The organism is Allofournierella massiliensis (assembly GCF_964241245.1).
In the GTDB taxonomy this organism is placed as follows: domain Bacteria; phylum Bacillota; class Clostridia; order Oscillospirales; family Ruminococcaceae; genus Allofournierella; species Allofournierella massiliensis.
Genome location: NZ_CAXSWZ010000013.1, coordinates 46,656 through 71,140, shown reverse-complemented (window position 1 = coordinate 71,140; position 24,485 = coordinate 46,656). Strand labels below are relative to the sequence as shown.

General features: G+C 58.1%; 23 protein-coding genes and 1 tRNA gene. 4 read left to right on the top strand and 20 right to left on the bottom strand.

Features of this window, described 5'->3' with window-relative positions:
* Positions 1-307 precede the first annotated feature (307 nt).
* Together ACESYO_RS08655 and ACESYO_RS08650 are read left to right on the top strand one after the other, a co-directional pair.
* On the top strand, positions 308-1,309 hold the full coding sequence (locus ACESYO_RS08655; protein WP_373209794.1) for an aromatic acid exporter family protein: 1,002 nt from the start codon (positions 308-310) through the stop codon (positions 1,307-1,309).
* A 311-nt stretch (positions 1,310-1,620) separates the two neighbouring features.
* Positions 1,621-3,123: an IMP dehydrogenase gene (locus tag ACESYO_RS08650; protein ID WP_270913804.1), complete on the top strand. Its 1,503-nt coding sequence runs from the start codon at positions 1,621-1,623 to the stop codon at positions 3,121-3,123.
* Positions 3,124-3,238: 115 nt separating this feature from the next.
* Here ACESYO_RS08650 and ACESYO_RS08645 read toward each other — a convergent pair whose 3' ends face one another.
* The 4 genes from ACESYO_RS08645 to ACESYO_RS08630 form a co-directional block, all read right to left on the bottom strand.
* Positions 3,239-4,552, bottom strand: coding sequence for a DUF1015 domain-containing protein (locus ACESYO_RS08645; RefSeq protein WP_373209793.1), 1,314 nt, complete (start codon positions 4,550-4,552; stop codon positions 3,239-3,241).
* 21 nt (positions 4,553-4,573) lie between these two features.
* Positions 4,574-5,713, bottom strand: a complete 1,140-nt coding sequence (locus ACESYO_RS08640; protein WP_373209792.1) for a 3-phosphoglycerate dehydrogenase — start codon at positions 5,711-5,713, stop codon at positions 4,574-4,576.
* Between the two features lie 14 nt (positions 5,714-5,727).
* Positions 5,728-6,810: a 3-phosphoserine/phosphohydroxythreonine transaminase gene (gene serC / locus ACESYO_RS08635; protein ID WP_270913808.1), complete on the bottom strand. Its 1,083-nt coding sequence runs from the start codon at positions 6,808-6,810 to the stop codon at positions 5,728-5,730.
* Positions 6,811-7,120: 310 nt separating this feature from the next.
* Complete coding sequence (locus ACESYO_RS08630; RefSeq protein WP_373209791.1) at positions 7,121-7,846, bottom strand: acyl-[acyl-carrier-protein] thioesterase; 726 nt, start codon at positions 7,844-7,846, stop codon at positions 7,121-7,123.
* 182 nt (positions 7,847-8,028) lie between these two features.
* Here ACESYO_RS08630 and ACESYO_RS08625 point away from each other — a divergent pair, with 182 nt between their 5' ends.
* Positions 8,029-8,337, top strand: coding sequence for a hypothetical protein (locus ACESYO_RS08625; protein ID WP_058966117.1), 309 nt, complete (start codon positions 8,029-8,031; stop codon positions 8,335-8,337).
* Positions 8,338-8,409: 72 nt separating this feature from the next.
* Here ACESYO_RS08625 and ACESYO_RS08620 read toward each other — a convergent pair whose 3' ends face one another.
* The 14 genes from ACESYO_RS08620 to ACESYO_RS08555 all read right to left on the bottom strand — a co-directional run bounded on the left by ACESYO_RS08620 (position 8,410) and on the right by ACESYO_RS08555 (position 23,142).
* Positions 8,410-9,657: an ABC transporter substrate-binding protein gene (locus tag ACESYO_RS08620; RefSeq protein ID WP_373209790.1), complete on the bottom strand. Its 1,248-nt coding sequence runs from the start codon at positions 9,655-9,657 to the stop codon at positions 8,410-8,412.
* Positions 9,658-9,673: 16 nt separating this feature from the next.
* On the bottom strand, positions 9,674-10,534 hold the full coding sequence (locus ACESYO_RS08615) for an ABC transporter permease (protein WP_058966121.1): 861 nt from the start codon (positions 10,532-10,534) through the stop codon (positions 9,674-9,676).
* The gene (locus ACESYO_RS08610; protein WP_058966123.1) at positions 10,534-11,346 is read right to left on the bottom strand and encodes an ABC transporter permease; all 813 of its coding nucleotides are present in this window, start codon (positions 11,344-11,346) and stop codon (positions 10,534-10,536) included. The genes ACESYO_RS08615 and ACESYO_RS08610 overlap by 1 nt, the downstream gene beginning before the upstream one ends.
* Before the next feature lie 4 nt (positions 11,347-11,350).
* On the bottom strand, positions 11,351-12,391 hold the full coding sequence (gene potA / locus ACESYO_RS08605; RefSeq protein WP_087184604.1) for a spermidine/putrescine ABC transporter ATP-binding protein: 1,041 nt from the start codon (positions 12,389-12,391) through the stop codon (positions 11,351-11,353).
* Positions 12,392-12,761: 370 nt separating this feature from the next.
* Complete coding sequence (gene larC, locus ACESYO_RS08600) at positions 12,762-14,192, bottom strand: nickel pincer cofactor biosynthesis protein LarC (RefSeq protein ID WP_373209789.1); 1,431 nt, start codon at positions 14,190-14,192, stop codon at positions 12,762-12,764.
* Positions 14,189-14,950 (bottom strand): nickel pincer cofactor biosynthesis protein LarB, encoded by a 762-nt coding sequence (larB, locus tag ACESYO_RS08595; protein ID WP_087182042.1) that lies wholly within the window; start codon positions 14,948-14,950, stop codon positions 14,189-14,191. The genes larC and larB overlap by 4 nt, the downstream gene beginning before the upstream one ends.
* A 2-nt stretch (positions 14,951-14,952) precedes the next feature.
* Positions 14,953-15,705: an ATP-dependent sacrificial sulfur transferase LarE gene (gene larE / locus ACESYO_RS08590; RefSeq protein WP_373209788.1), complete on the bottom strand. Its 753-nt coding sequence runs from the start codon at positions 15,703-15,705 to the stop codon at positions 14,953-14,955.
* Between the two features lie 48 nt (positions 15,706-15,753).
* The gene (locus tag ACESYO_RS08585; RefSeq protein WP_373209787.1) at positions 15,754-16,350 is read right to left on the bottom strand and encodes an ABC transporter ATP-binding protein; all 597 of its coding nucleotides are present in this window, start codon (positions 16,348-16,350) and stop codon (positions 15,754-15,756) included.
* Complete coding sequence (locus tag ACESYO_RS08580) at positions 16,347-17,288, bottom strand: ABC transporter ATP-binding protein (protein WP_373209786.1); 942 nt, start codon at positions 17,286-17,288, stop codon at positions 16,347-16,349. Before ACESYO_RS08580 ends, ACESYO_RS08585 begins: the two co-directional genes overlap by 4 nt.
* A complete protein-coding gene (locus tag ACESYO_RS08575) occupies positions 17,288-18,133 on the bottom strand; it encodes an ABC transporter permease (protein ID WP_373209785.1) in 846 nt (281 codons plus the stop codon). Before ACESYO_RS08575 ends, ACESYO_RS08580 begins: the two co-directional genes overlap by 1 nt.
* Positions 18,130-19,125 carry an ABC transporter permease gene (locus ACESYO_RS08570; protein ID WP_333766344.1) on the bottom strand — a complete coding sequence of 332 codons (996 nt, stop codon included), beginning with the start codon at positions 19,123-19,125 and terminating at the stop codon, positions 18,130-18,132. The genes ACESYO_RS08575 and ACESYO_RS08570 overlap by 4 nt, the downstream gene beginning before the upstream one ends.
* 75 nt (positions 19,126-19,200) lie before the next feature.
* Positions 19,201-20,787, bottom strand: coding sequence for an ABC transporter substrate-binding protein (locus ACESYO_RS08565; RefSeq protein WP_373209784.1), 1,587 nt, complete (start codon positions 20,785-20,787; stop codon positions 19,201-19,203).
* A 297-nt stretch (positions 20,788-21,084) separates the two neighbouring features.
* Positions 21,085-22,743, bottom strand: coding sequence for a hypothetical protein (locus ACESYO_RS08560; RefSeq protein WP_276871818.1), 1,659 nt, complete (start codon positions 22,741-22,743; stop codon positions 21,085-21,087).
* Between the two features lie 156 nt (positions 22,744-22,899).
* Entirely contained in the window at positions 22,900-23,142 is a 243-nt protein-coding gene (locus ACESYO_RS08555; protein ID WP_337575125.1) for a hypothetical protein, read from the bottom strand.
* Positions 23,143-23,377: 235 nt separating this feature from the next.
* On the opposite strand from ACESYO_RS08555, the gene ACESYO_RS08550 reads away from it, so the two are divergent.
* Positions 23,378-23,454: transfer RNA gene (locus ACESYO_RS08550), tRNA-Pro, on the top strand.
* Between the two features lie 441 nt (positions 23,455-23,895).
* On the opposite strand, the gene ACESYO_RS08545 is transcribed toward ACESYO_RS08550, so the two are convergent.
* Together ACESYO_RS08545 and ACESYO_RS08540 are read right to left on the bottom strand one after the other, a co-directional pair.
* Positions 23,896-24,186, bottom strand: coding sequence for a type II toxin-antitoxin system YafQ family toxin (locus ACESYO_RS08545; protein WP_317408402.1), 291 nt, complete (start codon positions 24,184-24,186; stop codon positions 23,896-23,898).
* Positions 24,183-24,461, bottom strand: a complete 279-nt coding sequence (locus ACESYO_RS08540; RefSeq protein WP_058966146.1) for a type II toxin-antitoxin system RelB/DinJ family antitoxin — start codon at positions 24,459-24,461, stop codon at positions 24,183-24,185. The genes ACESYO_RS08545 and ACESYO_RS08540 overlap by 4 nt, the downstream gene beginning before the upstream one ends.
* Positions 24,462-24,485: the final 24 nt, after the last annotated feature.

Below are 24,485 nucleotides of genomic sequence, written 5' to 3'. Positions count from 1 at the left end.
TTTTCAATTTATTCACAATTACCCCATTGACAGAAGATGTCAAAAGGGTTACAATTTAGTTGCAAGAAAGTTACACCCCTTTTTCATGTGTTGTGAGACGTCTCCGGTTCATCTCCTCCTTCCGCCCCCCTAGCGGTTCTTTGATCCGGCTGAGCAGGGCGTCTCGAAATTCCTGTGGCAAGCTCCACCGCCTGTTGTTGGGCGGTGGAGTTTGTTTTTGTCTCTTTTCCCTTGTACCACCGTGCCGTAAACGGTATGATAAAAGCAGCAAGGGGTCTTTTGCCCCAGATGAAAAGGAGCGTTTGCCATGTCTGCCGTTTTTTCCCGGCTGGCTCCGCTGCGTGTGGCAAAATATGCCCTGGGCGGGCTGCTTGCCAGCGTTTTTGCGGCTCTGCTGGGGCTTTCCTACAGCACCTCCGCCGGAGTGATCGCCATTCTGAGCATCCAGACCACCCGCAAGCAGACCCTTACACTGGTAGTCCGGCGTTTTGCCGCCTTTTTCGTTGCAATGGCATTGGCCTTCTGCTGCTTTTCTGTGCTGGGCTATCATCTGATCGCCTTTGGGCTGTTTCTGCTGTTGTTTGCCGCCTTTTGCCAGTGGTTCGGCCTGCAGGAGGCGCTGGTGATGAACACCGTGCTGGTGCTGCACCTGTATGCAGAACGTACCATCAACCTGTTCTGGCTGCGAAACGAGCTGCTTTTGCTTTTGATTGGCGCCGGCATCGGCATACTGGTCAACCTGTATATGCCGGGTGCAGCGAAGACCATCCGCCAGAGTCAGGCCCAGGTGGAGCAGGCCTTCCGGGACATCCTGCAGCGGATGGCAGACCGACTGCTGACCCGCAGCAAGCAGGATTATACTGACACTTGTTTCGCCCCGCTGGAACAGCAGCTGGAGGGACTCGCCCGCAAGGCCCGGGAAAATCAGGGCAATGCGCTGCTCAGTGACCAATGGTATTTTGTAAACTATGTGACCATGCGCCAGCGCCAGTTGACGGTGCTGCGCCGCATTTACGATAACATTCACCGACTGGATCAAGTGCCTGAACAGGCTCTGAGCATCGCTGCTCTGCTGGAGGATATCAGCCGCTCCTTCCACGAACACAACAACGCCTCCGCACTGCTGCAGCAGCTGCACGGCATGCAAACCGCCATGCGTGACGAACCTCTCCCCCAAAGCCGCGCCGAGTTCGAAAACCGTGCACTACTTTACAGGGTACTGTATGATCTGGAGGACTTTTTGCAGTTGAAAGCAGACTTTGCCGCTGCACTTACCGATCAGGAACGCAGCCGTTTCTGGGGAGACTGATCCAAAGAATTTTCGCTTTACCTTGGTAAATTTCCACCAAGATAAGTCATACTTCGGCCTGTTTTTTGACATATTGCCGGTTTTCCCGGTTCGGGGTTTGAAAAGTTTGGCGGCGGTGCATTTTGTGTTTTTCGGCCAAATATGATACACTTTTTAAAACCACCCGGCACGCAGGGCCTCAGGGCACAAGCTTTGTGCAAATTTGTGCCGCAAATGCCCGCGTTGTTCTTGTTAGAAAGGCGATTCTGTCTTATAATAAAAGGAACGAAGCGTTTTGCTGGAGAATTGTAATTGCAAAGGAGACAAGGAATATGGCTTATTATTTTGAGGAACCTTCCCGCACGTTTGGCGAGTACCTGCTGGTACCCGGTTACTCTTCCTCCGCCTGTGTACCGGACGCTGTGAGCCTGAAAACACCGCTGGTTAAGTACCGCAAGGGCGAGGAGGAATGCCCCCTCACCATGAACATCCCCATGGTAAGCGCCATCATGCAGTCGGTTTCCGGTGAGCGCCTGGCCATTGCGCTGGCAAAGCAGGGCGGCGTATCCTTTATTTACGGTTCTCAGTCTGTGGAAGACGAGGCGGCCATGGTCGCCCGCGTTAAGAGCTACAAGAAGGGCTTTGTAACCAGCGATTCCAACCTGAAGCCCACCGCTACCCTGGCGGATGTTCTGGACCTGAAGGAAAAGACCGGCCACTCCACCGTTGCCATCACTGAGGACGGCACTCCCAACGGCAAGCTGCTGGGCATCGTGGCCAGCCGCGACTACCGCGTCAGCCGTATGTCCATGGACGAGCCTGTGGCCAATTTCATGACTCCCATGGAAAAGCTGGTCTACGCTCCCGAGACCACCACTCTGAAGGAAGCCAACGACATCATCTGGGACAACAAGATCAACTCCCTGCCCCTGGTGGATGCTGAGGGCCACCTGAAATACATGGTTTTCCGCAAGGACTACGACAGCCACAAGGAAAACGTGAACGAGCTGCTGGACGCCAACAAGAGCTATGTGGTGGGCGCCGGTATCAACACCCGCGACTACGCTGAGCGTGTTCCCGCTCTGATCGAGGCCGGTGTGGATGTGCTGTGCATCGACTCCTCCGAGGGCTTCTCCGAGTGGCAGAGCCGCACCATTGCCTGGATTCGTGAGCGCTACGGCGACAAGGTAAAGGTTGGCGCCGGCAACGTGGTGGATCGTGAGGGCTTCCGTTTCCTGGCGCAGGCCGGCGCGGACTTCATCAAGGTCGGCATCGGCGGCGGCTCCATCTGCATCACCCGCGAGACCAAGGGCATCGGCCGTGGCCAGGCCACTGCCGTAATCGAGGTTGCTGCGGCTCGTGACGAGTACTACAAGGAGACCGGCATCTACATTCCCATCTGCTCCGACGGCGGCATCGTACACGACTACCACATGACCCTGGCTCTGGCCATGGGCGCTGACTTCGTGATGCTGGGCCGTTACTTCGCCCGCTTCGATGAGAGCCCGACCAACAAGCTGCGCATCAACGGCAGCTACGTGAAGGAGTACTGGGGCGAGGGTTCCAACCGCGCCCGCAACTGGCAGCGTTACGACCTGGGCGGCGCCACCAAGCTGAGCTTCGAGGAAGGCGTGGACAGCTATGTTCCCTACGCCGGCAGCCTGGCCGACGGTGTGGGCACCACCCTGTACAAGATCCGCAGCACCATGTGCAACTGCGGTGCGCTGACCATTCCTGAGCTGCAGGAGAAGGCCCGCCTGACCGTGGTTTCCTCCACCAGCATCGTGGAGGGCGGCAGCCATGACGTTATCCTGAAGAATAACCCCAACAACTAAGCTGAACAAGCGAACAGGGCACCCGCCGCGGCGGGTGCCCTGTTTTTCGTTTCTCACTTATTCCACATTCCCTATGAATTACGCATCCGAAGATGCGGTTGGCGCGTTTTTTCGGTCACGGCATAATGCGCCGGGCCTCCATGTAATAACGCTTGTCCTGCGCACGGCCCATGGAAAAGGTCTTGCGGGGTAAAACGCCATCCAGCACCACGCCTCGGAACAAATCCTCCTTGCGGAATTCCGGCAGTACAAAACCAATACTCTGTGCACCGGTGCAAAGGGCGCGCAGTGTCTCTTCGCCGTGGATATAATCCGGCTTTGCTCCCTGCCAATGAGGCATCCGGTCGTCCAGGAATGCCTGGAGTGCCGCTACCGGAAGCGCCCAGCGTCCGCCGGGCCGGATGCATAGCCAACCGGTATTCTCCCCTGCCACCCAGCGAATAGCCCAGGGGTCTTCGCTTTCCGGCGCTTGCTTCAAAAGCTGTGCCTGCACACCCTGTGCGGAAAAATAGCTTACCGCATCCTGCAGAACTGTTTTGGGGTCTATTCCAGCTACCAGGCGGTGAATGGGTTCAATTTCCAGACTTTCGTCCTGCAGGTTCACCACCTCGGCCAGAGCCCAGCGGGCCGGATGCTCCAGCCGCTGCTGTGGGGTAAGGGTCTCTCGAATCTGCTCCCACCGGGCCCGGGCGGCTGCCATGGAATGGTTGCCGTCGCCGGTGGCAAACTGCAGAGCCGGGGCATCCGCCGGAGCGCCATAACGTTTGCTCAAATGTTCCGGTGCAGCCAGCGCCTCCAGCGCCTGTTGGATTTTCTCGGTGAGCGCCCCCTCCGGGATAAACCAACCGGTCAGCTGACCGCCTCCCAGCATGAGCGGTGTATCGTAGACTTGTTCCAGTTCATTGCAAACGGCCGCCGCCGGCTCAATCACCGACTGCTGCGGGTCATCAATCAGAAGCAGAATGTGGGGCAACTCCAGCGTGGCCGCCTCCCGCACCGCCAGCCGGGCGGGAATACGCTCAGGCACCGTGCGCTCGGTGGGCCGAATCAGGGAGCGTGAACCCTCCCGGTAATCGTAGGCCTCCAGGTCCACCGCCATCACCAGACCCCAGCGGGGCGCGGCCACGCCTTCCATCTGACGGCGTACCAGCATCATACCGGGCGCGGTGGGCCTGAGCAGGCCATTTTCCTGGTATTCCTCCATGGTCTGCCCGATGGTTTTAATCCGCTTGGGCGCATCCGGCTCTTCCAGCCAGATCTCCGGCAGGGTCAGCCGCAGGGTGGAGGGGGCATCCCCCACCAGCTCCTGCACCGTGTGCCAGTAGTCCGGCTGCGAGGTATATTGGTCGCAGGCCACCACCGCCCATTTTTCCAGGTCCACACCCGGGGAGGGCAGCAGCATAGCTGCGGGTTTTGTGCATCGCCGCATGATTTTTCTCCTTTGCTTGGGTCAGATCAGCCGTACCCGCAGCACACCGGGCTGTGCGGCAAGCTGCTCCAGCTGCTGGGGGGTGGGTTCGGCTTCCAGATCGGCCAGCAGGCAGCACCGTTCTCCCTTTTGGGCGGCGGCGCGGGCCAGCACCTTCCAGGGTGCCAGCAGCTGCTCTTCCTCCAGATTTTCGCCCAGCACGCAAAGCCGGGGACCTGCAGTTTTTGCGCCCAGCGTGCAATCCGGGTAGTTCACCGCATTGCGAAGGGTGCCTTCCTCCAGAAAAGCCTTTAGCTGATCCACTGCCATGCAGGCGCAATTGTCCTCCGATTCCTCGGTGGAAGCCCCCAGATGGGGAATCACCAGTGCGCCGGGCAGGTGGACCACTGCCGGGTTGGGGAAATCCGAAACATAGCGGCGCACAATCCCCTGCTCCATGGCTTGAGCCAGCGCCTCGTCGTCCACCAGTTTATCCCGGGAGAAGTTCAGCAGCACCGTACCGGGCTTCATTTTTGCGAACACCGCCCCATTGATCATCTGACGGGTGGCGTCGTTCAGCGGCAGATGCAGCGTGATGTAATCGCAGGTTTCATAAATCTCGTCGGGGCCTTCCAGCAGGTGAACCTCCTGGGCCAAGCCGGGGATGGTGCCGTCGCCCTCCGGCAGGGTGTAGGCCCAGACCTCCATGCCCAGAGCAAGAGCGGCGTTCGCCACCTTTACTCCGATGTGGCCCAGACCGATGATTCCCAGACGCTTGCCCTGAATCTCACCACCGGCAAACTGCTTTTTGGCTTTTTCGGTGTCCTTGGCGATGTCCGGGTCGGCCTGATTGGCGCGAACCCACTCCACGCCGCCCACCACGTCACGGGCGGCCAGCAGCATTCCTGCCAGCACCAGTTCTTTCACGCCGTTGGCATTGGCGCCGGGGGTATTGAACACCACGGTGCCCTGTTTTGCCAGCGCGTCCAACGGAATGTTATTCACACCGGCTCCCGCCCGGGCCACGGCCAGTAACCCGGCAGGTGCTGTCATGGCGTGCATGTCGGCGCTGCGCACCAGCGCCAGCTGAGCTTCCTCCAACGGGGCATCCAGCTGATATCCCGCGCCGAATCGTTCCAGTCCCACCTTGGCAATGGGGTTCAGGCATGTTACCTTTGTCATCGTTTCCGTCCCCCTTAGCCGTTCTCGGTCTCAAACTGCTTCATGAAGTCCACCAGCGTCTGCACGCCTGCCAGCGGCATGGCGTTGTAGATGGAGGCGCGCATACCGCCCACGGTGCGGTGACCCTTCAGATTCACCAGGCCCTTGGCGGCCGCTTCCTTCACAAATTTTGCATCCAGATCCTTGTCGCCGGTCACAAAGGGAACGTTCATCAACGAACGATCCTTTTTGTCCACCGTGCCCCGGAACAGGCGGCTCTCGTCCAGGAAATCATACAGCAGCTTTGCCTTTTCCAGGTTGCGCTGCTGCATCCCCTCCAGGCCACCCTGGGCTTTAATCCACTGGAACACCTTTCCGCAGATATAGATGCCGTAGCAGGGAGGTGTATTGTACAAAGAATTGTTGTCCGCATGGATTTTGTACTGCAGCATGGTGGGCACAAAAGCCGGAACCTCCTCCGGGATCAGATCCTCCCGGATGATAACCACTACCACGCCCGCCGGGCCGATGTTCTTCTGCGCTCCGGCGAAAATCAGCCCGTAACGGCTCACATCCACCGGCTCGGACAAGAAGCAGGAGGACTGGTCCGCCACCAGCGGCTTACCCTTGGTGTTGGGCAGGGTCTTGTATTTGGTGCCGTAGATGGTGTTGTTCTCGCAGATATATACGTAATCCGCATCCGGCGAAACCGGCAGATCGGCACAGTCCGGAATATAGGCGAAGGTGCGGTCTTCACTGGTGGCCAGCTTGTTGGCCTTCCCATATTTCGCGCCCTCTGCATACGCCTTCTTGGCCCATTGGCCGGTAACGATGTAATCCGCCACACCGTTTTTCATCAGGTTCATCGGTACCATGGCAAACTGCTGGGATGCCCCGCCCTGCAAAAACAGGACCTTGTAGTTGTCCGGCAATGCCAGCAGGTCCTTCAGATCCTGCTGAGCCTGATCCAGAATATTCTGGAAGGAACTGGATCGATGGCTCATCTCCATTACGCTCATGCCGCAGCCCTGATAGTCCAGCATTTCCGCAGAAGACTGGCGCAGCACCTCCTCGGGAAGCATCGCCGGTCCGGCGGAAAAGTTGTACACTCTGCTCATTCTCGATCCACTCCTTTTGTTTCAGATTTGCTAGCAACGTGCAGCATTCTTTGTCGCTGCATCAATTCATTGCTTTAGCTTACTAAATACATTATCACATCGGAGCAGAAATAACAACTGCCGTTTTTCACAACTTTAACGGTCGATCCTTTGGAACTGTCCGTCATATAGCCAATTTTGTTCTTGTATGAAAAACAAAATTGCGATTTTAGGATAAAATAAGAAAAAGCGCTCTCCCGCAGCACCTGACACAAGCCGTATTGGCTTTGCCTGCTTGATCTGCATGAGAACGCTTTTGGAGTTCATTTGATCAGAGGGTAAGCTCTGCCTCAAAGCAGCATTTTCCCTCGCGAGTACCGGATACATACCAGCCGTTCTGCGTGCTGCCCCGCTGAACCTGGAAGTGCTCGCCCGCCGGGACCTCATTGTGATAGCTGATGCTGATGCGGCGAACCGGATTCTGGCGCAGCTGCTCCAGCGGCAGTGCATCGCAGGCGATGTCTGCGTAGCGGGTATTGTTCAGGTGGCCGTTGATGTCGCAGAAGGTATAGTAGGCAGCCGCCTGACCCACCCGCTCCACCTCCTGGGGGCGCTCGATGGTCATGTCCAGCTGATAGTCCACATCGTCTCCAAAGGGAAGACTCTGAAAGGCTTCAGGCGGGCGGCGGATGATACGGCGGGCCTGCGGGTCCACCAGAACCCATCGGCTGTCGGTCATGCCAAGGGCATTCCCCTGCTCATCCTGCACCGTGGTCACGCGCTTATAGGTGGCTCGCTTGCAGTTTTCCGGCCTGGTGGTCAGGGTGATAACCTCGCCGCAGCGGGGAACCCGCTCCCACTGAAGGGCCATTTTCGCCATGAGAAAAATCGCATTGTTCTTTTCGTAAAATTCCTGATTCAGCCCGATTGCCTCGCAGTGATCGGTGGAAAGCTGCTGCACCATACGCAGAAATGCGCCGGGCATCAGGTATCCGTTCAGATCGCAATCGGTGTCCTTCACCCGAAAGGTCTGGGTGTAGGTAGTCAGCTCCTGCATTTTCTTTTTCGCCTTCTTTTGCATTGAAATTTCCTTTTTATTATAGCACAAATTTCCGCCGGATGGGCCGCTGTTTTTACTCGGCGGCTTGCCGTTGCTTTCCCCGCGTGCTATACTAAAGAAGACCTGTTCTGACAAACATTCGGGCCCGGTTCCCGGGCCGATAAAAGGAGGCATATGCAATGGTGCAAAAGCCCTGGGGGGCCGGTTCCCTGTCGGTTCCCCTCTGTCTTTTGGGTGTCCTGTTTTCCTGCAATCTTCCCGGCGGCTTCTGCCTGGGCGATGCGATCTTTTCTCTGGCGGGCCTTTCCGCCTGGTCTGCCGGCAGCAGCGGCCTGCACTATCCCCCCTACGCGGCGATTCTTCTGTTTGTACCTGCCGCGGTGCTGGGCTGGCGTTTTTCCAGCCATCGGCTGGCCGGTTGGGGCAAATGGGTCTCGACCCTGATTCTCGCCTTCCTTGCGCTCAGCCTGCTGTTCTGGGTTCTTTGAGCCCGGTTTTGTGACATGATAGAAAAGCCTGTTCCCCTTCCGGAAATCCGGAATCGGGAACAGGCTTTTTAATTAATACATCTGACGGCGCTTTTTGCGGGCACGACGGCGCCACACGTTGAACACCGTCATGGCGATGGCCACCAGCAGGAACACCGGGACCAGCCACTGGTTACCGGTATCGTCGAAGCTCTTCATCTGGCTCCAGGCCATGTCCATGGCGCTGTTCAGCTCGTCCGAGATGACGCTGGGGTATTCGCTGCGCTCAATCAGCTCGGGATCGGGATACATCAGCTCGCTGTCCCGCAGTTCAGCGGGCAGCAGATCTCGCACCGCCTCCACCGGAGAGGTATACTGCACAAACAGCGCATTCTGCAGCGCCACATCCACCTCACACATGTAGTTGATGAACATCTCCGCTGCTTCCTGGTTCTGGCTGGAAGCCGGGATGCACATGGCATCCACACACTGCAGGGTGCCCTCTTCCGGGAGGAACATGCCCAGACTGGGGTTCTCAGCGATCATAGTCAGGCCGTCGCCGGTGTAGTAGGGTGCCAGAGCGGCCTCGCCGCCCTCCATTTTATCGAACACCTCATCCATCACGTAGGCCTGCACCAGGGGCTTCTGCTCCTGCAGCTTGACCAGAGCATCGTCGATGTCCTGGGTGCTGGTGGGGTTCATGCTGCGGCCAAGGGTCTTGAGGGCCATGGCAAAGCAGTCGCGGCTGTTGTTGAACTGCAGGATCTGACCGGTATAGCGAGGGTCCCACAGCAGGTTCCAGCCCTGCTCCAGATCCGCTTCGTCCACCATATCCTTGTTGTAGGTGATACCTATCATACACCACATGTAAGGCACGCTGTACACATTGCCCGGGTCATACTCCTTGTCCAGATACAGCTCGGAAATGCCTGCCAGATTGGGGATATTCTCCTTGTTCAGAGGCAGCAGCATGCCTTCGTTGGCCATCTTGCCCAGCATGTAATCGCTGGGGAAGATCACATCGTAGCTGGCGCCGCCGCTTTTCAGCTTGGCGTACATGCTTTCGTTGGTGTCGAAGGTGGTGTAGTTGATCTTGATGCCGGTCAGCTCTTCGAAGGCGGAGATCACATCCACACTTTCATCCGAGCCGTCCGAGATATAAAGGCCCCAGTTGTAGACGTTCAGGGAGACGTTCTGCCCCTTGAACCGGGTCCAATCGTAGTCAGCGCTGACCGAGATATCCTCGGTGACCTGAATCTTGTCCTCCGCCGCAAAGGTGGGAAGGGCAAGACTTCCGGCCGCCAGCACCAGGGTCAGCAGCAGGCTGATTACTTTTTTCATCGCTCGCATCCTCCCCTTATTCTTTGATTCGCTTTTTGCGGTAGCTGCGGCTTTCCAGTGCGTTGCTCACCAGGATGATGCACAGAATGGCCACGAACATGATGGTGGACAGAGCGTTGATCTCCGGGCTGACCTTTTTGCGGGTCATGCTGTAGATGGCAATGGGCAGCGTCTGCAGCGTGCCGCAGCTGAAGTAAGAGATGATGAAATCATCGATGGAGTAGGTCAGGCTGATCAGGAAGGCGGAGAGGATGGCGGGCATCAGCTCCGGCAGGACCACCTTGAAGAAAGCCTGACGGGGATTGCAGCCCAGATCCAGCGCCGCCTCATACATGCGCACGTCCATGCGGCGCAGCTTGGGCGCCACATTGAAAATCACGTAGGGCACGCAGAAGGTGATGTGGGCGATGAGCAGAGTGCCGAAGCCGAAGATGTTCTCCGGCAGGAACTTCAGAAAGCCGGGCACCGACGGATTGGAGTTCAGCCAATGGGCGATGTTCACATACACCACAAACAGCATCATCAGCGAAACACCGGTGATGATCTCCGGGTTGACCACCGGCAGGTAACTCACGGTATTGATCACACCCTGGGTGCGTTTTTTCATACCGCTGATACCGATGGAGGCCATCACGCCCAGAATAGTGGCCACGGTGGCGGCCAGGAAAGCCACCACCAGGCTGAGCCACAGTGCTTCCAGAATCATTTCGTTGTGCAGCAGGCTCTGGTACCACTTCAGGGTGAAGCCGGTGAACAGGGTGCGGCTTTTGCTCTCGTTGAAGCTGAACACCATCATCACCGCGATGGGCACATACAGGAACGAGAAGATCAGGCACAGATAAACCTTTTGCAGGGCGGCCAAATGTTGCTTTTTCATTACACCACGCCCTCCATATCCTCGTCGTCAAAGCCGTTGGTGAAGCTCATGCACAGCAGCACGATCACCATGAGCACCAGGCTGAGCGCACTGCCCAGGTTGTAGTTGTAGCTGTTGCCCAGGAACTGCAGCTCGATCAGGTCGCCGATCAGCATATTGGAGCCACCGCCCAGCATTCGGCTGATGATAAAGGTGGAAACACTGGGTACGAACACCATGGTGATGCCGGTGGCAATACCGGGGGCGGACAGAGGAATCAGCACCTTGGTCAGGGTCTTGAACATGCCCGCGCCCAGATCCTGCGCAGCCTCGATGACGCTGTTGTCGATCTTGGTCATGGCGGTGTACAGCGGCAGAATCATGTAGGGCAAGAAGTTATACACCATGCCCAGCACAACCGCGCCGCTGGTGTAGATCATCTGGAAGGGTCCGATGCCGAAGAAACCCAGAATCCGGTTGATAATGCCGTTGTTCTCCAGAAGGCTCATCCAGGCGTAGGTGCGCAGCAGAAAGTTCATCCACATGGGCAGCATGACCAGCATAAGAAAAATCTTCTGCTTGGCCGCACGCTGGCGGGAGAGAAAATAGCTGACCGGGAAGCTGAGCACCAGGCAGATCACGGTGGCTTCCGCCGCCAGCAGCAGACTGCGCACGAATACCGTGCTGTACTGCCCGATGATCATCAGGTTTTCCAGGGTAAAGTTGCCTGCCTTGTCGGTAAAGGCGAAGTAAGTGACGATGGCCAGCGGCACCAGGATGAACACAACCATCCACACCAGGTAGGGCGCGGCCAGTTTACGGTTCTTGATCATGGCCTTAACCCTCCGTGCGGGTCATAATGTGGATCTCATCCGGCCCGATGCACATGCCGATCAGCTCGCCGGGAGCGCTGGCCTGGGTGGAATGGATGATCCACTCGTAGCCGGCCTGCTCCACCCGCATCTCGTAGTGAACGCCCTTGAAGATCACTTCCTTGACCACGCCGGTGAGCTGGCCCTGAATGGCGGGCACAACCTGGATGTCCTCCGGGCGGATGACCACCTGCACCAGCTCGTTGTGGGCAAAGCCCTTGTCCACGCAGGTAAACTCATTGCCGGCAAATTCCACGCAGAAGTCCCGCAGCATAATGCCGTCGATGATATTGCTCTCGCCGATGAAGGAGGCTACAAAGGCGTTCTCCGGCTCGTTGTAGATGTCGATGGGGCTGCCGATCTGCTGGATGTTGCCGTCCTTCATGACCACCACCGTATCGGACATGGTGAGTGCCTCTTCCTGGTCGTGGGTGACATAAATGAAGGTGATGTTCATGGCTTGCTGCAGCCGCTTGAGCTCCAGCTGCATCTCCTTGCGCAGCTTCAGGTCCAGCGCGCCGAGAGGCTCATCCAGCAGCAGTACCCGGGGATGATTCACCAGGCCGCGAGCGATGGCCACACGCTGCTGCTGACCGCCGGACAGGTTGGTGGTGTCGCGGCGCTCGAAGCCCTTCAGGCCCACCACTTCCAGCATTTCCAGCACGCGGCTGCGGATTTCCTTCTCGTCCATCTTCTTCAGCCGCAGGCCGAAGGCCACGTTCTCGTACACATTCAGGTGCGGGAACAGGGCGTATTTCTGGAACACGGTGTTCACCTGGCGCTTGTAGGGCGGCAGATTGGTGATGTCCTGCCCGTCAAAAAAAACATTGCCGGAGCTCGGCTGGACAAACCCGCCAATGACTCGGAGGGTCGTTGTCTTGCCGCAGCCGGAAGGGCCCAGGAAGGTAACGAACTCCTTGTCGTGAATGTCCAGCGAGAGACCGTTGAGCACGTTCTCCCCGTCGAAGCCAACAACAATGTTCTGCAGTGATACGATCTTACTCATTGTTTTATGATTCCCCCTTTGCGGAATTTCGCCGTGGTTTGCATACACAGGCGGCGCACATGGTACCACCCCGCAAAAGGTTTGTTACACCAGCCAAAGCCCTGTTGGTTTTGGCGGTTGCAGCGGTACGTCCAGCGCCTATATGCCCGGCAAAAGAGCGCACTTCCCCCTTATAGAGTGCCGGGCACAACTGCTACTATACAAGCTGGACCTGACAATGTCAAGCAGTTTTTCAAAAAATGCAGAAAAACGCTGGATTTCCTTGCCTGCAAGCGGAAATCCAGCGTTTTACCCGTTTATTTTTGGTTTACTCTTTCATCCTTGCGTTTTCTTTTATTCACAAGGATTTTTCTCAGGTTTTACACAGGGTTCAGCCCTGCTTTTTGAAGGCCTTGCGGGCGGCGCGCTCCACCTTGGCAAGCTCCACCCCGGCCTGTGCAGCGGCTGCAGCCATATCGCAGTATTCCACCTTGCACTTTTTTACCCCGTAGCCGGTCCCCTGCTTGACGCGGACGACCCCGTACTTGGTCTTCACCGGCACCATGCGGGTGGTGAGCACGCTGCGATCCATCACGCTGGCGCGAACGCCCCAGGTGGTGGTGTGGCGCAGCATCAGCTGGGTGAGCTTATCCCGCTGGGGCGCATGACACAGGCAGCAGAGCATCACCGCCGGGCGGCTCTTTTTCATCTGGATGGGCACCGTGTACACATCCAGCGCGCCCTCTTCCAGCAGCAGCTCCGAAGCGTAGCCAATGGCCTCGCCGGTCATATCGTCCAGATTACAGCGCAGTTCCACAATCTGATCGCTCTCCTGCTGTACCTGGCTGGCATCGCTGCCCCAGAACACCCGCAGCACGTTGGCGGCTTCAAAATCCTTGTTGCCCACACCGATGCCCACCTTTTCGGTGACCATGACCGGCATGGGGCCAAAGGACTGAGCAAAGGTCTTGAGCAATGCCGCGCCGGTGGGGGTGCACAGCTCCCCACGAATGGAACCGGTGTAGGCGGGAACTCCCTGCAGAATATAGGCTGTGGCAGGCGCAGGCACCGGCAGAATACCGTGGGCGCAGCGCACCTGACCGCTGCCCAGATGTACCGGGCTGACAACAATCTTTTCCGGCGCCAGCATGTGCATCAGCAGGCAGACAGCGGTCACATCCGCCACAGCATCCAGCGCACCTACTTCGTGGAAATGAACCTGGTCCACCGGGCAGCCGTGGGCAGCGCTTTCTGCCTGCGCAATGGCGTGGTAAACCTGCAGCGCCTGCTCCTTTACCTCCGGGGGCAAAGCAGTTTCCTGAATGGTATGTTCCACCCAGGCCATGGTGGCGTGATGATGGTGCTCATGGCCATGGTCGTGTTCATGGGGATGGTCGTGGCCGTGCTCGTGCATATGGTCATGACTATGCTTATGATGATCGTGGTCATGTTCATGTTCGTGATCATGCTCATGAGGATGCTCGTGTACGTGATCATGGGGATGCTCATGGTCATGATGGTGGTCGTGTTCATGCGCATGCTCGTGGGGATGGTCATAAACGGCCGGAGCTGCATGCACCTCCGGATGAACCGGGCCATGATCGTGGCTGTGCTCCTCTTCCCCGTTCACCAGAACCTGCACATGCAGACCCTGCACACCGCACTTCTGCGCCGGGGTTGCCTTGACCTGTACCCCGGGCAGCAACCGGTTCATCTGCTCCAGAAATGCCTGCTGCTCCTCCGGGCTCAGTAGATCCAGCAGCGCAGCGGTGAGCATATCGCCCGCCGCGCCCATGGCACATTCAATATATAAGGTTTTCATTGGTCACTGCCTCCCATATGATTGATCATGCTGGCCAGATAGCCCGCACCGAATCCATTGTCGATATTCACCACGCTCACTCCGCTGGCACAGGAATTAAGCATGGACAAAAGTGCAGACAGGCCGTTGAAATTAGCGCCGTAACCCACACTGGTGGGGACCGCGATCACCGGGCAATCCACAAGGCCGCCCACCACACTGGCCAACGCACCCTCCATGCCTGCCACGGCAATCACCACACGGGCCTGCATCAGCACATCCAGCTTGGACAGCAGCCGGTGCAGCCCGGCCACGCCCACATCATACAGCCGCTCCACCTTATTGCCCATGGCGATGGCGGTGCGGGCAGCCTCCTCGCAGACCGCCATATCACTGGTACCTCCGGAGACCACGGCAATGTAGCCGGGTGCGGTGATTTTTCCGGTGGGGTGCACGATGCCCAACCGGGACATGGGGTCGTAGTCCATCGGATGGCGCTGCGCCACATAATCCGCCGACTGCTGATTCATGCGGGTCACGATGATGTCGGTGGCATCCCGGCTTTCCATGGCTGTGAGGATGCCGTCGATCTGCTCGGCGGTCTTGCCCGCGCCGTAGATCACCTCCTGCGCGCCCTGACGCAGGCCCCGGTGGTGGTCCACCTTGGCATAGCCCAGGTCCTGAAAGGGCTGCAGCTTCATCTGAAGCAGCGCCTGCTCGGGCGTGAGCGCTCCCTGCTGTACCTGTTCCAGCAGGGCCAGCATCTCCTGTTTTTCCATTGTTATTCCTCCCCTCGGGGTTCCAGATCCAATACGACCGCCGCAAACTGCGGCTTCAATGCCTTCACAAGCTCTTTCCGCTGCTCCAGTGCCTTGCTGAACTGGGCGGCGGGCAGCTGCAGCTTGGCCGTGTCGCCCACGCAGCGCACCCGAAAATCGGAAAACCCCAGCCGGAACAGTTCATTTTCCGCCGCTTCCACCCGCCGCAACGCCTCGGTGGTAATGGCAGTACCGGTGGGAATGCGGGTGGCAAGGCAGGCATAGGCGGGCTTGTTCCAGGTGAACAGGCCCAGTTCCTGGGATGCCTGCCGCACCTGGGCCTTGGTCACGCCGCACAGCCGCAGCGGACTGTAGACCCGCATCTCTTCCAGTGCCCGCATGCCGGGGCGGTCGGATGCATCATCCGAGGCGTTGGTTCCGTCGATAATCTCTTCGAAGCCGTCCGCTTTGGCAGCGGCCAGAATCGCTCCGAACACCTGCTTTTTGCAGTAATAGCAACGCAGCGGACCGTTCTGCCGCACGTTTTCGTCCGCCAGCGGCTGGGCGGGCAGCACCTTCAGTTCCACCCCCTGTTCTTCGCACAGGCGGCGGGCATGCTCCAGCTCAAAGCGGGGCTGAAAGGGGCTGTCCACAAAATAGGGTTGAATCCGGCAGCCACAGCGCACGGCCTCGGCCAGCAGATAGGCGGAATCCACGCCGCCGGAAAGGCCCAAAGCCAGACGGGGATGCCGGGTAAAGAACTCCTGCAGTGTCATGTGGGTGGTTTCTCCTTATTCTTTATTATACATCGTTTGAAATGGGTTTCACAGCTCGATCCGACGGGTACACACCCGGTCCAGCAGGGGGGCGGAGTGGCTTACGGCCACCAGTCCAATGCCGCGGCGAGTGGTTTCCTCCACCAGAAAGCTCCACAGCTGTGCCTGGGTTGCCAGATCCAGCATGGCGCTGAGCTCATCCGCCAGCACAAATCGGGTGGCAGGACCCAGTGCCCGGACGATGCAGAACCGCTGCAGTTCACCGCCAGACAGCTCTGCCGGATAACGGCTGAGCCATTCCGGTTGGATGCCCAGCGCCTGAACCAGCCGCTCCTCCGGCTCACCTGCTTCCCGCAGAGTTTTCCCTAACGTCAGGCGGGGGTCCACCACCTGCTCCGGATGCTGCCAGATCAGCTGCACCGGGCAGTAGCCCCGATAGCTGGCAAGAGACTTGCCGTCCAGCAACACCTGGCCGGACTGGGGCTTCTCGTAGCCCGCCAGCAGCTTGCACAGGGTGGTCTTACCCCGTCCACTGGGGGCGAAAATACCCACTCGCTCGCCGCCTTCCACCCGCAGGGACAAGTCTTGCAGCACGCTCCTCCCGCAAGGATAGGTAAAGCAGAGATTCTTTGCTTCCAGCGTCATAGCTGTTCTCCTTCCGGGTGCAGGCAGCGCACATAGCCTGCACCCCGTTTTTCATAGGCGACCGCACCCTCATGACATTCCGGCCCCGCCTTGGGGCAGCGTGGTGCGAAAGCACAACCTGCCGGCAGCTGGCCCACCGGCTGAGTACCAGGCAGCGGAACAAAGCCATGGTTGGGGCTGGCCTGCCAGAGTGCCTGGGTATAGGGGTGCTGCAGCAACTCCTTTGCTGCAAAGCTGGCCGCCGGAGCCTCCTCTACCGCCGCGCCCGCATAGAGCACGATCACCCGGTCCGCCACTTCCAGTGCGGCCTCCAGATCGTGGGTAATCAGCAGTACGCCCGCGCCTGCCTGGGCCAGCTCCTTAAAGTGGCCCAATACCCGCCGGGCCGCTTCGGGATGCAGGCCGGGGGTGGGTTCGTCCGCCACCACCAGCGACGGGGTGTGCTGCACTGCGGTGGCAATCAGCACCCGCCGGGCCATGCCGCCGGACAGCTGAAAGGGATACATTTTTTCCACCTCAGGACCAAGCCCGTAACGCCGCAGCGCCGCCGAGGCCTTTTGTGCATCGCCTTTTTCGCCCTTTGCCTGCTCCCCCACCTGCATCAGCGGGTCCAGATAGGAGACATTCTGGGGAACCAGTACAATTTCATGTCCCCGCAGTTTCCCGGCCAGCCGGTCGTCCAGCGGCTGGCCCCGGTAGAGTACCTGCCCGCCCACCTGGGCATTGTGAGGCAGGATACCCAGCAGCCGATGGGCCAGCAGGCTCTTTCCGCTTCCGGAAGCACCGACCACTGCCACCAGTTCGCCCTCATCCAGCGAAAAGCTCAGATCCCGCACGCCGGGCAGCGTCACCCGCCGGAAGCCCTGAGCGTACCGGGAAAAGGACACCGTAAGCCCCTGCACCTGCAGCAGCGGGGCTTTTTGTCTGTTCGATTCCATTATGCCGCCTCCTGTTCCGCGTTCACTGACCAAAGCGCGGCCAGGCTTTTGCCCGCCAGCTCAAACAGCAGCACCACCGCCACCAGACAGATGCCGGGCAACAGCGCCAGCCACCAGCGGCCGGTGGCCAGATACTGCATACTTTCCGAAAGAATCACGCCCACCGCGGGCTGTTCGCTGGTCAGACCAAAGCCCAGGAAGGTTACACTGGCCTCATGGAGGATAGCGTGGGGAAACAGCAGCACCAGCCCGGTGAAGAACTGGGGCAGCACGCCGGGCAGAATGTGCCGGACCGCGATGGCTGCCGGGGATGCTCCCAGCTTGCGCGCCACCTGCACATAGCCGCTCTGCCGCAGCTGCATCACCTCACCCCGGATCAGCCGTGCAAGGCTCATCCAGTGGGTGGCCACGATGCCGATGGTCACGCCCCAGAACCCACGTCCGCAGGCGCAGGAAATAAGCACCAGCAGCAGAATGTGAGGAATTCCCATAAACAGATCAATCAGCCAGGTGAGGGCGCTGTCTGCCCAGCGGCCCAGCAATGCGGCGCTCACGCCCGCCGCCAGCGCCACCACTGCGCTCACCGCAGCGGTAACCACACCGATGCGGATGCTCAAAGAAAGTCCGCTCAGGGTGCGGGTAAGCATATCCCGGCCCATCCAGTCCGTACCGAACAGATATTCGGCACAGGGCGCCAGATTCTTGCGCGTGAAATCTGTGGCAAGGGCCTGCTCCCGGCATGCCATGCCGGCGATCATAACCGCCAGCAGAATTGCAGCGGCAAAAACCAGCCGGATCAGCGCAGCGGTTCGGGGCTGGCGTAAATTGTTCAAAATCCGCTTCATGTCCTGCCTGCCCCCTTTCGGATGCGGGGGTCCACCAGACCATACAGGCAGTCCGCCACAAAATTCGCACCGAACACCATGGCACTGCAAATCACCGTGATGCCCAGAAGCAGCGGCAGATCTCCGCCCAGGCCCGCTGTCACCGTGGCCTGACCGAGACCCGGATAGGAGAACACCTCTTCCACCAGTACCGAGCTGCCCAGCAGCTCACCCAGGCTGGCAAACTGCAGGGTGATAGCAGGCAGCAGCACATGCCGCAGCACATGGCGCAGCAGGATGCCCTTTCCGCTCTCTCCCCTGGCCCGGGCAAACAGAACGAAATCCGACTCCAGCGCCTGAATGGTCTTCTGCCGGGTGTGCAGGCAGACCGATGCGGTGCCGGTGATGCTGAGAGCCAAAGCAGGAAGGATTGCATGCCGCAGCCTGTCCGCCAAGGTAACGGCGGTGGCTTCCAGTCCGATGGGTACACTGAGCCCCACCGGCAAAAGCTTGAGCCAGACGCCGAAAATCATCAACAAGAGCAGTGCCACCCAGAAGGCGGGCGTGCTGGCAATGATCATGGACCAGCCCCGAATCAGTTTGTCCGGCCAGCGGCCCTGCGTCGCTCCGGCCAGTACGCCCAGACCGAAGCCCAGCAGCCCGGAAATCACCCAGGCCAACACCAGCAGCCAGAGGGAATTTGCCAGCTTTGCTCCAATCACCGTAAGCACCGGCTGACGGTAAAGCAGCGAGACACCGAAATCTCCCTGCAGCATTCCGCTTACCCAGGCTGCGAACCGTTCCAGGGGCGGGGTATCCACACCCCAGTACGCCTGAAGGCGCTCGATTTGCTCCGCGCTCATGCTGCCCATCGCCGCCTGGCCCACATTCTGCTGCAGCGGGTCGATGGGAGACAGGCTCAGCAGCACAAAGGCTGCCAGACTGGCGCAGAAGATCAGCAGCAGCATCCGGATCAGCTGCCTGACCGCCATGCGGGCCATTCGTTTTGCCATAAAAACTTCTTCTCCTTTTTCCTAACGGGCAGCCGCACTGCTCCGTTCAAAGCAATGCGGCCGCTTTGTCTTCGGTCAGGCCTGGTTCCAGGTCCACTGGTCCACGTTGTTCACCAGCGACCAGCCGTGGCCATGGGGATGCAGCTTCTGCTGCGCCACTTCCAGATTCTGATTCACCCAGTACAGATGATCCACATTCACCATCCAGACCCAGGGCACATCGTTCACGATCTCCTCCGACTGGGTCTGCTGCCACAGCGCGTAGGACTCTTCCAGATCGCTGCAGGCCAATGCCTGGTCCATCAGCTCATCCACCCGAGCATTGGCATAGGGAGAATACCGGGCCAGATCGCCCACCGTGTGGTAGATATTGTACATCTCCATGGGGCTGTGAGTTCCCCAGCCCCAGACCAGCGGAGTGTTCTGGGCCCGGTCATAGGCGGTATCCCAGCCCACACCCTCGGTGCTGGTCTGGATGCCCAGCTCAGCCAGCTGGTTGGCCATGTCGGCCGCAAGAGCCTGGCGGGTGGAATCGCCCATGGGGTACAGCAGGTTCAGACTGGCGGTCTGGCCGTCCTTCTCCCGCACGCCGTCACTGTTCAAGGTCCAGCCCGCTTCCTCCAGCAGGGCGGCGGCCTTCTGAGGATCGTAGGTCACCTCATCCGCCTCAGAATACCAGGGCATGCCGTCGCACACACTGTAGGCCGGAGTACCGTAGCCGTTGAGCACGTTATCGATCATTTCCTGCCGGTCAAAGCCGATGTTGATGGCCTGACGCACCCGTACATCCGCGGTGAAATCGTTACCGATGCCGTTTTCTTCCTCCACTGCAGGCAGGTTAATGCCCCGGTTGTCCACGGTCTTCACGGCCATCAATTCAAAGCCGTCATTGGTCTGGTCCGTATAGGAAGCGGCGGTGTAGGCCACATCCACCTGACCGGCCTTGGTAGCAGCAAAGGCAGCATCCTCGCTCATGAAGAGGATGACAACCTTTTTCATCTTTACTTCCTCACCGTAATAATCCGGGTTGGCTTCCAGGATCACCTGCTGGCCCTTATCCCACTGCTTGAGGATATAGCGGCCGGAACCAATGGGATTCTGGCCATAATCCGGGCCATAAGCGTGCCCAGGAACAATGCCTACCACCGCCATGGAATAGGGCCAGGTGGAATAAGGCCGGTTCATGTGAAACACCACTGTGGTGTCATCCACTGCCTCCGCGCTGTCCAGCATGGTGAAATCGTTCACCGTGCTCTCTGCCTTTACTGTATTATAAGTAAAGGCCACATCCGACGCGGTGAGGGGCTCGCCGTCGGTGAACTTCACGTCATCCCGGATGGTGACCGTCCAGGTCAGGCCATCCTCGCTGACCTGCATGTCAGTGGCCAGGTCATAGCCAATGCTCATATCCGCATTGGTGACCACCAGCGTGCTCTGGATCAGCGGCTCATGCACATGCTCGCCCGCACCCCAGCCATAGGCCGGGTCAAAGCCGGATGCCGGTTCGGATTCCACGTTCATTGCCACCACCACAGTGTCGGTCTGCTGCTGGCTGGCGGTGCTGGCCGCAGCTGTGGACTGGCTGGCCGGCTGGCCGCAGCCCGCGGCACCAATCGCCAGACACAGGGCCATGACCGCTGCAAGGATTTTCGTTTTTTTCATGCTCGTCTTTCCTTTCCTTCGCTGAACTTGCCGCGCAGGCGCACCCCGGATGGGCACAAAAAAGCCACGCAGGCAAAGAGCCCCGGCCATAACGTGCCGAAGCATCATGCCTTCGTGGCATTCAATTCGCTGTTGCAGAATTTCTCGCTTCTCCTTCGTGAAGAAGCAACAAAAATATATTAACATAAATTCGTGTGTATGTAAAGATACACGGAAGAAAAAGACGGCGGGCGCACCGCATATACGATACGCCCGCCGATTACTTTTGTTATTTACGCTTTTTCCCTCTCCATTTGGTCATTCAACCGACTGATCAAACTGCAGATTGTCGAAGCTGGTCAGCTCCTGAGCCTGGCTGGTGCGGGGATAATACTCCACCTTTACCTGGTCTCCTGGCTGGGTAATGGCCAGCTCAGCGGACAAACTGCCCTGCACGCTGAACAGCAGCTCGGGATGCTCGTTCAGCACCAGATAATAGGTGGAGCCGCTGCTGTTGTACTCGCTGCCGATGCGCTGCACGGTACCGGTCAGGCTGGTACGCTCGCTGTTCACGTTGCCCACCATGGTGCTGCCGCCCGCACGCAGTGCCTTTTCGTAGCTCAGGCGCGCTTCGTCGATGGTATCACCCACGCCCACGGTCTGATAGTCCTCCACCGATACATAGGCGTATTTCTTAATCAGACCTTCGTTGTCCTTCAGGGTCATGAAGTAGGTGGGCCGGCTGTTCAGATTGACAATCAGCGGGAAGGCCGCCTGGTAGCCGTACTGCTGCACCTCGCCCTGAGCCGACTGCTGAGCCGCCGTCTCGGTGGCGCCGCTGATGCGGTACAGATGCGGCTCCTTGGTGACCATGTCCACCATTACAAAACCGATGGCGCTCTCGTCGCCGCCCACACTGGTCAGGCCGGTGAACAGATAGCACCTGCCGTCGTTGTAAATCAGGGTTTCGCCTGGGCTGGTACGGTATTTGTCCTTGTCGCTGAAGTTCAGATAGCCATGCACGTACTCGCCCTTGTTGTTCAGCTGGGTTACAATGAAATCCTCCGGCTGAACGCGATCTACCCAGTCGGGAAGCTCGTCAATGCTGTAACGCTGGCTTTCGCCGGTGGAGCAGTTGAGTACCACCGCGCCGGTGGCCTCCGGCAGCGAGAAGCCCCGCAGATACTTATAGGTAGTGATGACCCAGTAGGGCTGGCCGGAATCGTCCAGCTCAAAGCTGTAATCGGTCAGGCCGGTGAAGGGCGCGGCCGTGAAGCGGGCATAGAACATCAGGTTCTGCCACAGATAGGCGCCCGGCTGGTATTTGATGGTGTAGCCGTCCACATACTGCACGTCCTGAGGATTAGTGGCGGATACCACCACATAACCGGGAGTGCCTTCCAGATTGGTAAGCCATTTGAATACACCGGAATGGTAGGTGGGTACCGCCCAGACCAGCTTTCCGTTCACCTGCTGCAGGGTGGGCTCGCCCAGCACCACCTGGCTGCCCAGGCTGGGACGCTCACCCAGTTTTTTGTCCGCCAGCTTCTGAGCCATAGCCTTATCTACGATTGGCAGCTGGCTGGTATCGGTGGTGTCGAAGTCCTCGGCGAAGTCCATCTGAACCAGCTCCGGCATCTGATCCCGGAAGGCGTTCACCTGGAACAGAACGCTGGACCCGGCCCATACAATAAAGTACGCGCCCCAGAGCACTGCCACCAGAATCAGCGGCCAGCGGCTGCCGTTCTGGAAGCGTTCAAAACGCACGCTGCCCGGCACGCCCTGTACCGGCCCCGGCTGTGCCACCACCCGGCCAATGCGGTCCAGAGTAAAGATGGCCACCAGCACCGTGATCAGCACACAATACATAAATGCCGATTCCGGATAAAGAGGATTCAGGTTGGGGTGCTGAAACACCACATACAGTGCGAATACCAGCAACGTGGCCAGCACTGCCTTCAATTTCCAATGTTTCATGGTTTCGGTTCCTTTCTCTCCTGTGCGGCTGCATGCCGCTGTTTACTGGTATTCTATCACTGATCCTGCCTGCTGCCAAGAAAGAAACGGTTAAAATTCCTCTGCACATAAAAACAGCCGGGAGACTTCGCTTCTCCCGGCTGTTTTCACGCCTTATTATTCACAGGGTTCCGGTTCGCAGCCGCCTCCCCGCTGATCCGGTGCAGGCTGGACCGCCTGCACCGAATCATCCTGAATCTTCTGTACCCCGCCAGGCAGGAGCATGGGATCTACCCAGGGCAGATACGCCCCAAACCCTTCGTCTGGGTCGGTCTGATGCTTTTTCCCGCCTTGTTTGCCGGGCTCGTTGCCCTGATCCACCTGCCCCACTGCGTTTTGTCCCTGATGATGAAAATTCATACCGCTTTCCATAGTTGATTTTATATCCTCCTTTTCAAGGTTTGGCGCACGGAATGATCTTGGAATCCTGTTTTTTCTCTCCGTTTTTGGCCTTTTGCAGATAGTATGACCAATCAACTGTAAAATATTTGGAAAACTTTTGTAAAAAGGAGAAAACTGAAAATTCTCCGTTGACAAAACAGGTTGCATGGGCTATAATAAACAACGTCGCCGGTGAGAACACCGGGCCAGACGTCCGGGTGTAGCGCAGTTTGGTAGCGCGCTTGAATGGGGTTCAAGAGGCCGTGAGTTCGACTCTCGCCACTCGGACCAAAAGCCATCAGCTGAAAAGCTGGTGGCTTTTTTGTTGCTGTAACGCGGGTTTGCGGGCGGTTCCGAACTTCGGAACCGCCACAAGCCCTTTCTTTTTTCCTGGCCGTTTTGCTCCTGTCCTGGGGGACATAATGAATGGATTCATTGCGCTGTGCTGGTCTTGTGATCAAAAATCCATAAAATGCGCCGCATCGCCAATACCACTGCCGATAGCACACACTTACATCGTAAAAGATGTCGCTGTCATGCTCAACATTATGCGTACACCGGCATACGTGCTGGTAAAGGAAGGTCCTCCAAAACCTCATGTACTGATACGCCAATTCATATTTTTCAAAAGTCGTTTGATGACTGGCTGGAGAAGTTGCAGTTGTAGAGTAGGGCGTTAAATATTCAAAGAGTCGCCGTAGGCTCAAAGCTACGACGGCCTTCTCATATCGGTTACTTTCCAAACAAATCACTATGAGTCCCTGTACGGGTCAAAGTCAATACCAGAACATCGTCCTCAACTCGGTAGACCAAGAGCCAATCAGGCAGAATGTGACATTCTCGATGGCCGACCCAGTTGCCGGTAAGTGCGTGATCTTTATTCTTTTCTGGTAGAGATTGTCCTGCAGCCAAAAGAGCAACGATCTGTTCCAGCAATTCGATTTTCAAGCCACGCTTGATTGCCAGCTTGTAGTCCTTTCGGAATTGCGTGGTGAACTTGACCATATATTTTGTCTGGCTCATTTTTTCAAATCCGCAAACAACTCATCCATATCGGTGTATCCCTTTACAGACGGATCCTTTGCGATCCTTTCCGCCTCCAGCATGGCTGCAATCGTTTCCTTGTTGGGCTGATTTAAACTAATCTCAAAAGGAATCCCGCCCTCTCGAAGAGACTGCCGGACAAAGATGTTGAATGCGGTGGACAGGTTCATGCCGAGTTCAGCAAACAGCGCATCAGCCTGTGCTTTCAGTTCGGAATCCATACGAATACTAATATTGGTGGTAGAACCGGCCATAGAATCATCTCCTTCCTATTGGTA